General features: G+C 69.8%; 13 protein-coding genes. 5 read left to right on the plus strand and 8 right to left on the minus strand.

All coding sequences use genetic code 11. The features are described from left to right. Positions 1-173 precede the first annotated feature (173 nt). The gene (locus tag ACFVVO_RS08915; protein WP_390053035.1) at positions 174-1,094 is read right to left on the minus strand and encodes an MBL fold metallo-hydrolase; all 921 of its coding nucleotides are present in this window, start codon (positions 1,092-1,094) and stop codon (positions 174-176) included. A gap of 1,146 nt (positions 1,095-2,240) precedes the next feature. Here ACFVVO_RS08915 and ACFVVO_RS08920 point away from each other — a divergent pair. Continuing rightward, a complete protein-coding gene (locus ACFVVO_RS08920) occupies positions 2,241-2,573 on the plus strand; it encodes a putative quinol monooxygenase (RefSeq protein ID WP_390053036.1) in 333 nt (110 codons plus the stop codon). A gap of 125 nt (positions 2,574-2,698) precedes the next feature. Here ACFVVO_RS08920 and ACFVVO_RS08925 read toward each other — a convergent pair whose 3' ends face one another. From ACFVVO_RS08925 to ACFVVO_RS08940, 4 genes are all read right to left on the minus strand, one after another. Further along, positions 2,699-3,112, minus strand: coding sequence for a cupin domain-containing protein (locus tag ACFVVO_RS08925; RefSeq protein WP_390053038.1), 414 nt, complete (start codon positions 3,110-3,112; stop codon positions 2,699-2,701). Positions 3,113-3,166: 54 nt separating this feature from the next. Continuing rightward, positions 3,167-3,487 (minus strand): carboxymuconolactone decarboxylase family protein, encoded by a 321-nt coding sequence (locus ACFVVO_RS08930; protein ID WP_390053040.1) that lies wholly within the window; start codon positions 3,485-3,487, stop codon positions 3,167-3,169. A 65-nt stretch (positions 3,488-3,552) separates the two neighbouring features. After that, a complete protein-coding gene (locus tag ACFVVO_RS08935) occupies positions 3,553-4,320 on the minus strand; it encodes a glucose 1-dehydrogenase (protein ID WP_390053042.1) in 768 nt (255 codons plus the stop codon). Positions 4,321-4,622: 302 nt separating this feature from the next. Then, the gene (locus tag ACFVVO_RS08940; RefSeq protein ID WP_390053044.1) at positions 4,623-5,639 is read right to left on the minus strand and encodes a zinc-dependent alcohol dehydrogenase family protein; all 1,017 of its coding nucleotides are present in this window, start codon (positions 5,637-5,639) and stop codon (positions 4,623-4,625) included. A gap of 235 nt (positions 5,640-5,874) precedes the next feature. On the opposite strand from ACFVVO_RS08940, the gene ACFVVO_RS08945 reads away from it, so the two are divergent. Further along, on the plus strand, positions 5,875-6,762 hold the full coding sequence (locus ACFVVO_RS08945; RefSeq protein ID WP_390053045.1) for a helix-turn-helix transcriptional regulator: 888 nt from the start codon (positions 5,875-5,877) through the stop codon (positions 6,760-6,762). Positions 6,763-6,923: 161 nt separating this feature from the next. On the opposite strand, the gene ACFVVO_RS08950 is transcribed toward ACFVVO_RS08945, so the two are convergent. Then, positions 6,924-7,838 carry a helix-turn-helix transcriptional regulator gene (locus tag ACFVVO_RS08950; RefSeq protein WP_390053047.1) on the minus strand — a complete coding sequence of 305 codons (915 nt, stop codon included), beginning with the start codon at positions 7,836-7,838 and terminating at the stop codon, positions 6,924-6,926. A gap of 405 nt (positions 7,839-8,243) precedes the next feature. Here ACFVVO_RS08950 and ACFVVO_RS08955 point away from each other — a divergent pair, with 405 nt between their 5' ends. The 3 genes from ACFVVO_RS08955 to ACFVVO_RS08965 are packed head-to-tail and all read left to right on the plus strand — an operon-like array spanning position 8,244 to position 10,692. After that, complete coding sequence (locus tag ACFVVO_RS08955) at positions 8,244-8,369, plus strand: hypothetical protein (RefSeq protein ID WP_390053049.1); 126 nt, start codon at positions 8,244-8,246, stop codon at positions 8,367-8,369. After that, entirely contained in the window at positions 8,366-9,808 is a 1,443-nt protein-coding gene (locus ACFVVO_RS08960) for an MFS transporter (RefSeq protein ID WP_390053050.1), read from the plus strand. Before ACFVVO_RS08955 ends, ACFVVO_RS08960 begins: the two co-directional genes overlap by 4 nt. Further along, complete coding sequence (locus ACFVVO_RS08965) at positions 9,808-10,692, plus strand: aldo/keto reductase (protein ID WP_390053051.1); 885 nt, start codon at positions 9,808-9,810, stop codon at positions 10,690-10,692. The genes ACFVVO_RS08960 and ACFVVO_RS08965 overlap by 1 nt, the downstream gene beginning before the upstream one ends. A gap of 371 nt (positions 10,693-11,063) precedes the next feature. Here the strand turns inward: ACFVVO_RS08965 and ACFVVO_RS08970 are convergent, their stop codons facing one another. Together ACFVVO_RS08970 and ACFVVO_RS08975 are read right to left on the minus strand one after the other, a co-directional pair. Then, the gene (locus ACFVVO_RS08970; protein ID WP_390053053.1) at positions 11,064-12,983 is read right to left on the minus strand and encodes an ABC transporter ATP-binding protein; all 1,920 of its coding nucleotides are present in this window, start codon (positions 12,981-12,983) and stop codon (positions 11,064-11,066) included. Between the two features lie 367 nt (positions 12,984-13,350). Continuing rightward, on the minus strand, positions 13,351-13,797 hold the full coding sequence (locus ACFVVO_RS08975; RefSeq protein ID WP_390053055.1) for a hypothetical protein: 447 nt from the start codon (positions 13,795-13,797) through the stop codon (positions 13,351-13,353). Between the last annotated feature and the right edge of the window lie 4 nt (positions 13,798-13,801).

Here is a 13,801-nt window from a genome sequence, read left to right on the forward strand (position 1 = left end):
GGCCTCGCATTTGTGCCGCACGAGCCTGCGCTGTCGATCACCGGCCGCGGCCGGCCTCCGGTAGCCGGCTCGCCGACCCCGTGGACCCGCGCGACGTCCCGGCTGGGCCGACGCAGTGGCGCCTCGGTACAGGCACGTACCTGCCGACGTCACGCTGCACATGCGGGAACGGTTCACGAGAGGTCGGCGAGAGGAGCGCTCGGTTGCCAGGCAACGGGCAGGACGATGTCGACACCGTCGCGGCGGGCCAAGGGCAGCAGCCGACTCATCGTGGCGTCGATGTCGTCCAGAAAGTAGGGCATCGGCCTCAGGGGCCGGTGCAGACCGAGGAAGAAGTCGTCCCAGTGCACCAGGACGACCCGGCGGGCCCCGGTCGAAACAACGACCTCGTCCCAGTAGGCGCCCAGGAACCCGGTCGGCTGCTTGCCCAGGTTGCCGATGCCCAGATAGATGACGTCGGCGGGCCGACCTCGCAGGGCGCCAGGGCGGAAGTTGGCACTGGCGTGCAGCAGGATGCGGCCCGCAGGATGGGTGACGAGGACACTGAAGGCGGTTCCGGTCTTCCATGCCGCGGCCCGGGCCGGTGGTACGAGGGGCTCGTCGACAGTGCCGGGATAGTGGTCGCCGGGGCTGTGCACGGCGTCCAGGAAGGTCAGGTCGAAACGGCCGTAGGAGACGGTCTCGCCGTCCGCGACCACCCGCAAGGACGACTCCGGCACTCCCAGGCCGCGGCCGATGTTCGCGGTGGAGGGCGATCCGACCAATTCCGCGCCGGTCTCCAGGGCCCACACCGGCGCATCGAGGGCGTGATCGTAATGGGAGTGGGCGCAGACCACCGCGGCCAGATTCCTCACCCGCAGTCGATCGATGGCCGCGCGCACGACAGAGCGGTCGGGCGCGATCCTGCCCAGGGCGACGCGCAGCAACCCCGGCCGGGTGACGAACCCGTCGCTGAGCACGGACGTCTCCCCATCCGACAGGAGAACGGAACTGGTGCCCAGAAAATGCGCGACCAGCCCGTCATCGCTCGTCATGGAGGGCTGTTCGTACGGCTGATAGGGACGCAGGCTCGGATGACCGACAGACATTCTCATACCGGCATCCTGACGTGTCGCAGGCGGCTGGGCGACGTTCGGCTGCCGCGGTCGCCCGCCGACCACCGCGAGGCCCGCGGTGAGCCACTAACCGGTGGGAGAGGCGCTGATGCTGCCGGAAGGACTGGCGGAAGGACTGGCCGAGGGCCTCGCGGGAGGGGTTGGCGTCGGCGAGGGCGAGCCGGGGCGGCGGCCGCTGGAGGCTCGGGGGGTCGGCTTCGCCTTCCTTGGTGGTGGCGCACTGGTGGCGGCGGGAGGCCGGGAGACCGGTGACGTGCTGCGCGTCGCCGTTGGCAGAGGACGCCGGATCCCGTCACCGTTTCGGTCCGGCACGCCCTTTCGGGCCGGGTGCGTGGTCACGCGCTCCGGTGAAGCCTGTGAATCGGGAACGCGGACATCGGGCTCTCCGGGGGACGGCTGCTCCGGGATCGAGGTTGCTCGTGGGGCCGTCGAGTGGGGAAGCACCGATGCGGTGGCCAGGCCTCCGAGGAGGGTGAAGGCCGCTGCGGCAAGAGACCGGACGGCATACTTCCGCAGCCGCGCGGGAGGGTCGTACCGGTCAGCCGACAGGTCTTGCGAGGCAGTCGGTGACGTGGGAAGGGGTGACCCGGAGGAGCTCGGCGACCTGCTCGAGCGGGCCTCCGGCATCGCGGCCTCGACGGCCGGAGCACCCCCTCTGTGATCGCTCAGCTGTGCCATGCCGGGGTCGTATGCCCCGCACTCCGGGCAGGTTACGGCGCCGTTGAGCGTGCGGCTGCACGGGATGCAGTAGTCCATGAAGCGACCGTTCTCAGTCCTTGAGTTGACGGGAGCAAAGGTGCACCCGATCCGGGCGGCAGTCAGCGGCGGGGAGGCGCCGCTTGGTTTGTCTCGGACCGATCTTTGACATATCCGCACCTCACTTACCGGTCTGCAGGTGGGTCACCGGTTACTGGGCTCAACGAGGCGCATCGAATGAGTGCTCACCCGCAGGCGGAAAAGTGGGGTATGTAACTCTGCTGGAGGAGAGTCCCACGGGCAGCGGCAACCGCACCGCGTCCGCTGTCGCGGGGTCGGCGAGCCGGCGACAGCGAACCGAGGCCGTACGATCCGCCGTACCCAACGCCCGTTTGACGCAGAGCGCACAGACATCAGCGAAGGAACCCCATGATCTTCATCACCGCCAAGTTCCGAGTCCGTCCCGAGCACGCCGACCGCTGGCCCGAGATCACCGCCGACTTCACCCGGGCCACGCGCGCCGAGCCCGGCTGCCTGTGGTTCGACTGGTCGCGCGGCGTGGCGGACCCGACGGAGTACGTCCTGGTCGAGGCCTTCCGCGACGACGATGCCGGCGCCAAGCATGTGCAGTCCGCGCACTTCAAGGCTGCGCAGCGGACGCTGCCGCCCCATCTGGTCCAGACGCCGCGCATCGTGAACGCGACCGTTCCTCAGGACGACTGGTCGCTGCTGGGCGAGATGGCCGTCCCCGGACAGGAGTAGCGCCCTGTCCGGACGCGCGTCAGCGAGCTGCGCGCGCGAGTCCATGAGAACGCCTCATGACACCGCATCAGATGGAATGCCGGGCGGGCGTCCCGTCACTCGCGCACCGACCGTCGCATCGGCTCTCAGCGGGTGACGGTGGCGAGCGCTTCGGCGTACTGCTCGTCGGTCACGGGTTCCAGCCAGGCCGTGCCGTCGCCGTCGTCATTGCCGACGACCATGGCGATGTGCGCCATGAGGGTGGTGTCGGTGCCGCCGTGCCAGTGCTCCTCACCGGGCGGGCACTTGACGGTCTGGCCGGCGCTCACGCGTACGACGTCGCCGTCACGGGTGCCGACGAGGCCGACCCCGTCGGTGATGTGGAGGATCTGGCCGTTGGCGTGGGAGTGCCAGTTGGTACGGGCACCGGGGGTGAAGCGGACCAGGGCGGTCGCCAGCCGGGCCGGCTCGACGGGGGTCTCGATCATGTTGAGGTAGACGTCACCGGTGAAGCGCTCGGCGGGGGCCTTGACGGTCGGGGTCTGCGTGACGATTTCCACGGAAGGCGTTCCTTGCTGTGCGGCTGCGGGGATGTGGTGTGCGGTGTGCGAGTGTCAGGCGTCGCGCTCTTCGGTGATCTTCTTGAGATGGTTGATCGCGGTCATGGCGTTGGGCCAGCCGGCGTAGAAGGCCAGGTGGGTGATGGCCTCGGAGAGCTCCTCGACGCTCAGGCCGTTCTCCAGCGCCACGCCCAGGTGATAGGGCAGCTGTTCGCTGCGGTAGAGCGCGGCGAGAACACTGACGGTCACCAGGCTCCGGTCGCGTGGTGAGAGCCCGGGGCGCTCCCATACGTCACCGAAGAGCACCTCGTCGGTGACCTCGATGAGCTTGGGCGCGATCGCCTTCAGCTCCTCGGGCGCGGACTGCTTGGGCATGCTGTCACTCCTTGTCGCGTACCGGGTCGGCCCCACTGGGGGGAAGCCGCTCGTCGGCTCGGTGGTCACTGGGCGACGTAGCCGCCGTCGACGGGCAGCGCGACGCCGACGACGAAGCCGGCGCCGGGGCTGCACAGCCACAGGACGGCTTGCGCGATCTCGTCGGCGGTGCCGAGACGGTTGATCGGCTGGTTCGCTTCGGCCCAGGCGCGGTCGAGTTCTCCCTTGGCGATCATGTCGCTCACCATGGGGGTGTCGATGGTGCCGGGGCAGATCGCGTTGATGCGGATGCCGCGCGGGGCGTATTCCAGGGCGGCGCTGCCGGTCAGACCGATGACGCCGTGCTTGCTGGCGTGGTACGAGGCGCGGCCGGGGATGCCGACCAGGCCGCCCAGGGAGGAGCAGTTGACGATCGCTCCGCTGCCCTGGGCGCGCATGTGGCGCAGCTCGTGCTTCATGCTCGCCCAGATGCCGCGCAGGTTGACAGCGTGGACGCGGTCGAAGATCTCGCCTGCTTCCTCGGCGGCGTCGGCGGGCGGGATCTGGATGCCGGCGTTGTTGTAGGCCATGTCCAGGCGTCCGAAGGTCTCCACCGTGCGGTCGACGGCGGCGGCGACCTGGGACTCGTCGGTGACGTCGCAGGTGAGGGCAAGCGCCCGGTGGCCTTCGTCGGTGAGCTGTCGTGCCGCCGTATCGAGGGCGGCTTCGTCGATGTCGGCGAGGCCGACGGCGGCGCCCGCTTCGGCGAAGGCGCGTGCCGTGGCCAGGCCCATGCCGGATGAGGCTCCGGTGACGAAGGCGACCTGGCCGGTGAAGTCGTACCTGGGGTTCAACGGGCTTCGTTCTTTCCGTGCGGTGTGTGGGGGCGGCGGTTTGCCGAGTGGGTGTGCGGGCCGAGTACAGGTCACGTCAGGGGTTCGACGGTGACGCGGTCGGCGGTGGCCGGCCGGTCGGTGTCCGGGCTGTGGTCGAGGTGTCCGAGGATGACGAGGCCCGGGGACCTCTCGCCGGGGCGGACTGCCCCAGGCCCGGACCGGTGCCGGCACCGACGAGAGCGAACGTGGTCGTGCTGGAGGTCCTCCTCCTCGAGCGCGTTGAAGGGGCGTTCGGACCCAGGAAGTGGAATGGTGCGGGGTCAGGGCTTGAGGAGTGCCTTGATGGCTCGGCGCTCGTCCATGGCCTTGTAGCCCTCGGTGACCTGGGCGAGGGGCAGGGTGAGGTCGAAGACCTTGCCCGGGTCGATCCGGCCGGTCACGACGCGTTCGATGAGGTCGGGCAGGTAGCGGCGCACGGGGGCGGGGCCGCCGCGCAGGCCGACGTGGGAGAAGAACAGCTCCTGCCCGTCGATGGCGACGTCGTGCGGGACTCCGACGAAGCCGACATTGCCGCCGGGGCGGGCGGAGTGCAGTGCCTGCCGCATGGCCTGCGCGGTGCCCACGCACTCCAGCACGCTGTCGGCGCCGATGCCGTCGGTGAGGTCCTTGATCCGGGCGATGCCCTCGTCGCCGCGCTCGGTGACGATGTCGGTGGCGCCGAACTCGCGGGCCAGCTTCTGCCGGGACTCATGGCGGCTCATGGCGATGATCCGCTCGGCGCCCATCTCCTTGGCGGCGATCACCGCGCACAGGCCGACCGCCCCGTCGCCCACGACCACAGCGGTGGATCCGGGCTTCACCTCGGCGGCGTCGGCGGCCCACCAGCCGGTGCCCATGACGTCGGAGACGGCCAGCAGACCGGGCCACAGCTCCTCGCCCGGCACCTCGTCCGTGGCGACCAGGGTGCCCTGGGCGTTGGGGATACGGACGTAGTCGGCCTGGCAGGTGCTCATGAACTCGCGATGCAGGCAGTTCGACGGGAAGCCGTTACGGCAGTTGGCGCAGGTGTTGTCCGAGGTCGCGAACGAGCCGACGACGAACTGGCCCGGCTTCACGGCTGTGACCTCGGAGCCGACCTCCTCGACGAAGCCGACGTACTCGTGCCCCATCGGATGGGCGTCGCCGATCGGCTCCAGGCCACGCCAGGGCCACAGGTCGGAGCCGCACACACAGGTGACGGCCGTGCGGATGACCGCGTCGGTGGGGTGGAGGATCTTCGGGTCGTCCAGCGGCTCGAAGCGGACGTCACCGGGGGCGTGGATCACTGCGCCGCGCATGAGGGTTCCTTTGCTCACGTGAACTGGGACCGCTGTAAGCGGTCCGCGTACGACCGTCCCCGGGTCGCGAGGCGACCGCGCGCCGAGGTCGGGCGGCCCCGTCCCCGCCGGCGGACGGCCGGGGACAGCGCCACGTCCTCCAGGTAACCGCCCTTGGTGGCGGCCGGCCAGTCACCGTCGATGGGTGTACCGGCAGTACATCCCTCATGCGGCCCGCTGCACGTACGGTCGAAGGGTGGACAACCAACAGGAGGTCCGCGAGTTCCTCACCTCGCGGCGAGCCAAGATCACCCCGGAGCAGGCCGGACTGCCCTCCGGGACCCGGCGCCGCGTCCCCGGGCTGCGCCGCAGCGAGGTCGCGGCCCTCGCCGACATGAGCGTGGAGTACTACGCCAAGCTCGAACGCGGCAACCTCGCCGGTGCCTCCCCCGCCGTCCTCGAGTCCGTGGCCCGCGCCCTCCAGCTCGATGACGCCGAACGTGCCCACCTCCTCCATCTGGCCCAGGCCGCCGACGGCTCCGACGCCCTCGCCCGCCCCCGACGCCGACGCGCCGCCCGGCAGTGGACCCCGCACCCGAGCCTGCAGTGGACGCTCGACGCGATCACCGCAGGCCCCGCCTTCGTCCGCAACGGCCGCATGGACATCCTCGGCACCAACGCCCTCGCCCGCGCCTTCTACAGCGACGTCTACGCGAACCCGCACAACCAGGCGAACCTCGCGCGCTTCACCTTCCTGGACCCCGCGTCCCGCCGCTTCTACCCCGACTGGGGCCTGGCCGCCGACGTCACCGTCGCGATCCTGCGCACCGAGGCCGGCCGCAACCCCCACGACAAGGAGCTGCACGACCTCGTCGGTGAACTCTCCACCCGCAGCGACGACTTCCGCACCCGCTGGGGCGCCCACAACGTCCGCCACCACGGCACCGGCACCAAGAACTTCCACCACGAGGCCGTCGGAGATATCACCCTCGCCTACGAGGGCCTGGAGATGGCGGCCGAACCCGGCCTCACCGTCACCATCTACACCGCCGCACCCGGCTCACCCTCAGAAGAGGGCCTGCGGCTGCTCGCCTCCTGGGCCGCGACACTCGAAGCCCTCGCCGGACGGTCGCGAGAGAACTGACCTCCCTCCCCGTGGCGCACCCGCAGCCCCGGAAGGTGGCGACGCCTCTTCCAGGGACCCAGAGCAGGCAAGGAGGCAGCGGCCGTTCCGGAGGCGATCCGGCCCCGGGCCGTGGGCCGGATCATGTCAGCGTCGCCGCTGGTCGGCCCGTAGCTGTACGGTCAGTCGTTCCCTGGCCGGTCGCTCCCGGAGAAGACGGCCGTTCCGGTGCTCGCCCAACTGGCGAGGAGACCGAGTGCCTCCCGCTCTCGCGAGTCCGGTTCAGGGGTATAGAAGTTGAGCCGGAGGCCGGGGTCTGACGGCAGGTCCATCGCCTCGTAGGGCAGGGCGAGATCGCCGACCAGCGGATGGTGCAGGTTCTTGACGCCGGAACGGTGGAACTTCACATCGTGGCGCGCCCACCGGCGGGCGAAGTCAGCGCTCCTCGTCGTCAGCTCTCCGACCAGATCGGTCAGCACCTTGTCGTGCGGTGCCCGGCCCGTCTCGGTCCGCAGGAAGGCCACCGCGTCGTCGGCGCCCTTGTCCCAGTCGACCCAGAATTCCCTGCTCGCGGGGTCCAGGAACATGAAACGGGCACTGTTGACCGGCCCGCGCTGAGCGAACAGCGGCGAGTCGAAGACGGGTGCGTACAGCGCCCGGCCCAGTCCGTTGGTGGCCAGGATGTCGAACCGTGCGTTGCGGACGTATGCCGGTACGTCGGTCATGGAGTCGAGCAGCCGCAGGATCGTCGGCCGCACCCGGGAAGCGGTCGCCGTGGGCCGTCGGCCTGAGGGAGTGGCCGCGCGGGCCAGGTCGTAGAGGTGGGTGCGCTCGGCCTCGTCGAGTTGCAGAGCGTGCGCGAGAGCTTCGAGGACCGAGTCGGAGGCTCCGCCGAGGTTTCCGCGTTCCAGCCGGACGTAGTAGTCCACGCTCATGCCCGCCAGCAGAGCGACCTCTTCACGGCGCAGGCCCGCGACACGGCGCTTGCCGCCGAAGACCGGCAGCCCGGCCTGCTCCGGAGTGATCCGAGCGCGCCGGGTCCTCAGGAACTCGCGGACCTCGGCGGCCAGATTCTTCTTCTTGTCACTCTCAGTCATGGTCAGACCTCGGGAGCTTTATGGGCGACGCGTCGGCGGGCGTGTCCTCGGACCGGTCGGCGTCGAACGTGGGGTGGGTGAAGGCTTCGGCGCGGGCGGCGAAGGGCACGGGCCCCCTCTTGCTCGGGCGGTGTGGATCTGGCCTGCACCCTCACGGTAGGTGCGTCGGCGAGCGTCTGCGAGGTACTGCCATTACCTGGAAAAGGAGTGACTCCCAGCTGTGCGTCCACCCGCGGTTCCCTGGAGGAGGCCAAGGACTGCGAGTCCTCGACGGGCCCGATGAAACCGACCTGAAGGAACAGCGTGCGCGCAGCACTCATGCACAAAGCCGACGATGTCCCCGTCGGGGATGGCGCCGACCCGTACCTCAAGGAAGCGCAAGGCCCTCAAGGTGCTGGTGCGGCTGTGAACAGGCAGCCTGTGATCAGCACGGTGGACGCCTCCGCGCGCCTCGGCGGCGCGTCGTCCGCCGCGGGGGCGATCACTGGAACCGACGGCGGGACGCTGACGATGGGGCTGGTGACGCGATGACCACCACCGCACAGCGCGCGTCGGCACCTGCGGCGGCGCGACGCGACGGGACTCCGGTCCACGCGACGCTGATCCTTACGATCATCTGCGTCAGCTACTTCATGGTGATCCTCGATAATTCGATCGTCTTCACCGGGCTGCCGCGGATTCGCTCCGACATGGGGTTCTCCGAGACCGGCCTGTCCTGGATCACCAATGCCTACGTCCTGGTCTTCGGCGGGCTGCTGCTGTTGGGAGCCCGAGCCGGTGACCTGTTCGGGCACCGCAGGGTTTTCCTGTTCTCCCTGGTCGTCTTCTCGCTGACCTCGCTGCTGGTGGGCGCCGCGCAGACCCAGTGGTGGCTGATAGGCGCCCGCGCGCTCCAGGGCATCGGCGCTGCGGTGCTGGCCCCGTCCGCGCTGTCCCTTCTGACGCGTGGTTTCGCTGAGGGCCGGGCCCGTAACCGGGCGATGGCCGCCTACAGCGCCGTCGCCGGTCTCGGCGCCGCTTTGGGCCTGGTCGTCGGAGGTCTCGTCGCGGATCTGGTGTCGTGGCGGGCCGGGTTCTTCCTCAACGTCCCGGTCGGCGTCGTGATGATGGTGCCGGCCCTGCGGTTCCTGCCCGAGACCGAACGCCGGCGAGGCCGCTTCGACATCGCCGGGGCAGTGCTGGCGACACTGGGCTCAACCGCGCTGGTACTCGGCATCGTGGACGCCGCCGACTTCGGCTGGACCGCCCCCCTGACCCTGGTGCCGCTGGTGGCCGGGGTGGTGATGCTCGGGCTGTTCGTCCGCGTGGAGCGGCGGGCCGCGCAGCCGATCGTGCCGCCGCGGCTGTTCGCCAGCCGGGAACGCAGCGGCGCCTACCTCACCCGGATGCTCTACATGGGCGCGATGATGGGCTTCTTCTTCTTCACCGCGCAGTTCGTGCAGAGCGTCTACCACTGGACACCGCTGCAGGCCGGCCTCGCGTTCCTGCCGATGACGCTGGTCAACTTCGTTCTCGCTGTCCAGGTCCCGCGGCTGCTGGAACGGGCCGCCAGGCGGCTCGTGCTCCTGACCGGGGTTGTCCTGACCACGGTGGGCATGGCGTGGCTCAGCCGCCTCGGCCTGCACACCCCCTACCTGACGGGCGTGGCCCTGCCCATGGTGCTCATCGGCGCCGGCCAGGGCCTGGCGCTGGCCCCGCTGACCTCCAGCGGCGTCGACGGCGTCGCCCCCGCGGACGCGGGGGCCGGCTCGGGCCTGGTCAACACCGTGCACCAGATCGGCAGCGCACTGAGCCTGAGCATCCTGACCGCCGTGGCCGCCTCCGTCTCCACCGGGCACGCGGCCGCAGACATCGCGGCCCGCTCGGGAACGGCCCTGACCGGCTCCGCCGTCCTGCTCGCGCTGGCGGTCGTGACCGTCCTCACCCTCATCGTGCCCGCACGGGCTACTCACAATGAAAGGTCCCTGTGATGCAGACCCTCACCCTCAACAACGGCGTCGAGATGCCCGCCCTCGGGCTCGGCGTCTTCCAGACCCCGCCCGACGAGACGCGAGCCGCTGTCAAGGCCGCGCTCGATCTCGGCTACCGGCACATCGACACCGCCGCCGCCTACGGCAACGAACGCGAGGTCGGCCAGGCACTGCGCGACTCCGGTGTGCCGCGCGACGAGATCTTCATCGAGACGAAGATCTGGATCAGCGACTACGGGTACGACGAGACCCTGCACGGCTTCGAGAAGAGCGCCGCAAAGCTCGGGGTGGACCGAATCGACCTGCTGATCCTGCACCAGGCCCTGCCGTCCGAGTTCGACAGGACCCTCGCCGCCTACCGTGCCTTGGAAAAGCTCCTGGCCGACGGCAAGGTGCGAGCCATCGGCGTCAGCAACTTCATGGTCGACCACCTGACCATGCTGCTGGACGCCACCTCCGTCGTGCCGGCGGTCAACCAACTGGAGATCCACCCCTACTTCCAGCAGCGTGCCGTGCTCGACTTCGACGACCAGCACGACATCCTCAACCAGGCGTGGTCCCCGATCGGAGGCATCACCTTCTACCCGGGCTATGGCGAGGACCGTAAGAGCGTCCTCGAGGACCCGGCTGTCACCCGCATCGCCGCGGCGCACGGCAAGAGCCCCGCCCAGGTGCTGCTGGGTTGGGGTCTGCAGCAGGGCCGCTCGGTCATCCCCAAGTCCACCAAGCGCACCCGCATCGCCGAGAACATCGACGTCTTCGACTTCGAGCTCACCGCGGACGAGCTCACCGCCCTGGACGCATTGGAGACCGGTCGACGCGGCGGCCCCGAACCCGAGAACGTCACCCTCGCCGCCCACGGCCGCGCCATCCCCGAAGCCTGACCCGCCCCCTCAGCACATCTCCGCTGCCGGGCGGGGCCGGCGACGAGGCGACATGCCGCTGGACCAGGAGCCGGCACACGTACGCGAAGACCTCGCGGCAGTTCGCAGCCGCTCGGACTGTCACTGGCCACTTCAACCGCCCGACCCGGCGACCCGCGACACGTCGACCCCGTACACCGAGACGGCCCTGCCGGTCGAGCTCGTCGAAGCCGAGCGCGCTGGGCGTGTCCGAGGAAGGGCGGGAGCGGCTGCGCCAAGGAGGCCCCTGCCCGGCGTTCGGGGTTCAGTCGAGCGGCGGACCGGGGCACCAAGGCGACAGCGGCCGTTTCGTCAACGGCGCCAGCGGGCGAGGATGTCCGTGACTGACCCGGTCACGTGGGCCGAGTGCCAGTACCAGCGTGCGACGACGTACTGAGGTCCCCCAGCGTCGACGGGTCGGCCGGCCCGGGCAGCCCGCTGGAACCGGCTCCTGGGATTGGGCGTCCAGGGGCCGACTCGGCGCTCTCGCCGAGGAAGCCGCCCGACTGGTGCTGCCACAGCTTGGCATAGGCACCGTTCGCCGCGAGCAGCTCCCCGTGGGTGCCCTGCTCGACGACGCTTCCGCGGTCGAGGACGACGAGACGGTCCATGCCGGCGACGGTGCTCAGACGGTGGGCGACCACGAGGGCCGTACGTCCGTCCATCAACCGCCACAGGGCGTCCTGGACGAGGAGTTCGCTCTCCGAGTCCAGCGCGCTGGTCGCCTCGTCGAGCAGCAGGATCGGCGCGTCGCGCAGGATGGCCCTGGCGAGGGCGACGCGCTGGCGCTGGCCGCCTGAGAGTTTCACTCCCCGCTCCCCCACCAGAGTGCCGAAGCCGTCGGCGAGTTGGTCGGCGAACTCCGTGACGTGCGCGGCCGCGGCCGCGGCGTGGATCTCCTCGTCGGTGGCGCCGGGCCGGGCGAAGGCGATGTTGTCCCGCAGGCTGCGGTGGAACATGGCGGGTTCTTGCGGGACGTAGGCGATCAGTGAGCGCAGGTCGGTCTGGCGCAGCCGGCTGATGTCCTGACCACCGATCAGGATGCGTCCGTCGTCGATGTCCGACATCCGCAGCAGGAGCCGGGTGAGTGTGGTCTTGCCGCCGCCGGACCTGCCGACCAGACCGATGCGTGCGCCTGCCGGCACGTCCAGGTCGAGTGCCTGGAAAATCGGCTTCGCGCCCGCATGGGCGAAGGTCACCGCCTCGAAGCGGACGCCCGCGTCCCGCGGTGCGAGCGGTTCGGGTTCCGTCAGGTCGAGCACGGTGGGCGGATCCAACAGCAGCTCCGTGAACTGCGCGGCCTCGGTCATCGAGCTTTCCAGACGCCGGTAGATCTGGTTGAACTCGAACATGATCTGGGTCGCGTTGGAGTAGTAGGTGAAAGCGACGACGACCTCCTCCACTCCCTGGCCCGGGCCACCGAAGGCAATGGCGATCAACAGGCCCAACACGTTGGTCAGCACGGACAGGGGGGCGATCAGGGTGTCGACACGCAGATTGCCGTAATCCCACGATCTCAGCGTCAGGCGCCGGGAGTCCGCGACACGTCTGCGGTGTTCGTCGGCCTCCCGCCGCTCGGCCGCGAACGCGCGGATGGTCTCCATGTTCACGAGGCTGTCGGCGACGTGCCCGGAGACCCGGGCGATCGCCGCCTCACGGTCGTTGACGAGCCTCTGCCGGCGACGGATCAGAGGTGTCGCTGCCACCACGGTCGACGCGATCATCACGAGAAGGCCGACGACGAGCATCGGTTCGTAGCTCCACAGCACCACGGCACCGAACACCAGGGGGACGAGGCTGCCTACGATCCGGTACGTCACCGTGTCGACGAAGTCCTCGAAGCGCTTGCCGAAACTCAGCACCCGTTTGGTCAGGGAGCCGGCGAAGTTGTCGTGGAAGAACGCCGCGTCCTTGGCGAGGAGTTCGTCCATTCCGCTCACGTACAGGTGTTCCATGCCCAGGGCGTCCACGCGGTTCAGGCAGTGCTGCCCGACCCGCCACACGGCCTCGGCGAGCAACAGCGTCACGCCGAAGCCCAGCACGTACGGCAGCGCCGAGTCGAGGGTGAGACCGCTGCCGTCGGCGGCCTGCCCTGCCAGTTTGGCGATCAGCAGGGGGGCGACGTAGCGAATGCCGATGTTGCCCACGGCCGGCAGCAGCAGCGCGGGCAGGGCCAGCCGTCGTAGCCGCAGCAGTTCCCGGCCGTAGCGGCGCAGTGCCAGAACGACCGCGCTCCTGCCCGGCGCCGGCCCTCGCGTGTCTGTTGTCCCCATCACACTCCCGGAGATTCGGAAGTCGGAAGTGTCCCGTCGGGGGAGGTCCTCAGTCCAGGCATTTACCGCGGACTGGCGAGAACCGGACACCGCTGCGTTCAGCGTACGCGGCGTGACGTATCCAGTGGTGCGCTTGGCAGTGATGTGGAGCCCGCTCCGCGAGCGGGACGGGCGCCCTGTGACGCACAGGCCGACCGCACAGGTCGGCCCGTGGTGCAGGACCTTGTCGTCGGTCGCCTGAACGCTCCTGAACGCCTCCCGAGCCGGTCAGGCCGCCTGCCGCGTCCCGCGCGCAGGGTCCGCGACGTCCTCGCGGGTCACCTCGGTACGGCGGAGCGGTGTGCGGGTCGCGGCCGTGCCTCGGGGTTCACTCCCCCGGGGACAGGACCGCGTAGGTGACCTGGGTGCCGTCGTCCAGTCGCGTGCGGATGAACTGCTCGTTCAACGTGGGCGTCGAGTTGAGCAGTGAGATGAGCACTCCGACCGGTGCCGCCAGGAATCTGATGACGCCACCGGCCGCGGTCTCGGCGAACAGTTGCTCCAGGCGCGCGAGCGATGCCTCGGTGAGCAGTTCGGCGATGAAGTCGTCCACCTCCCTCGAGCTTTCGGGAGGACCGTTGTAGATCGTCACGTAGTAGCCGCTGCCCTGGAGCGGACTGACACTGATCATGGCGTCGTCACGGATCGGACTCCCGGCCGGCGCTTCCCTCGGTATCGGGATCAGGGTCCCGTCCGGGTCGGGGGCCGCCTCGAACCGGTCGGTGGCGTCGGTCTGCGGACTGGGCAGTGTGTCCTGCAGTGTTTCGTCGGACATGGCG

The sequence above is a fragment of the Streptomyces sp. NPDC058145 genome, from assembly GCF_042884245.1.
GTDB lineage: Bacteria > Actinomycetota > Actinomycetes > Streptomycetales > Streptomycetaceae > Streptomyces.

What these genes read in the sequence shown, in the direction of transcription:
- ACFVVO_RS08940 (WP_390053044.1), bottom strand. Translation starts at nt 5,639, where the DNA reads ATGCGCGGCGCAGTGATCCACGCCCCCGGTGACGTCCGCTTCGAGCCG.
- ACFVVO_RS08970 (WP_390053053.1), bottom strand. Translation starts at nt 12,983, where the DNA reads ATGGGGACAACAGACACGCGAGGGCCGGCGCCGGGCAGGAGCGCGGTC.
- ACFVVO_RS08960 (WP_390053050.1), top strand. Translation starts at nt 8,366, where the DNA reads ATGACCACCACCGCACAGCGCGCGTCGGCACCTGCGGCGGCGCGACGC.
- ACFVVO_RS08975 (WP_390053055.1), bottom strand. Translation starts at nt 13,797, where the DNA reads ATGTCCGACGAAACACTGCAGGACACACTGCCCAGTCCGCAGACCGAC.
- ACFVVO_RS08965 (WP_390053051.1), top strand. Translation starts at nt 9,808, where the DNA reads ATGCAGACCCTCACCCTCAACAACGGCGTCGAGATGCCCGCCCTCGGG.
- ACFVVO_RS08950 (WP_390053047.1), bottom strand. Translation starts at nt 7,838, where the DNA reads ATGACTGAGAGTGACAAGAAGAAGAATCTGGCCGCCGAGGTCCGCGAG.
- ACFVVO_RS08930 (WP_390053040.1), bottom strand. Translation starts at nt 3,487, where the DNA reads ATGCCCAAGCAGTCCGCGCCCGAGGAGCTGAAGGCGATCGCGCCCAAG.
- ACFVVO_RS08920 (WP_390053036.1), top strand. Translation starts at nt 2,241, where the DNA reads ATGATCTTCATCACCGCCAAGTTCCGAGTCCGTCCCGAGCACGCCGAC.
- ACFVVO_RS08915 (WP_390053035.1), bottom strand. Translation starts at nt 1,094, where the DNA reads ATGAGAATGTCTGTCGGTCATCCGAGCCTGCGTCCCTATCAGCCGTAC.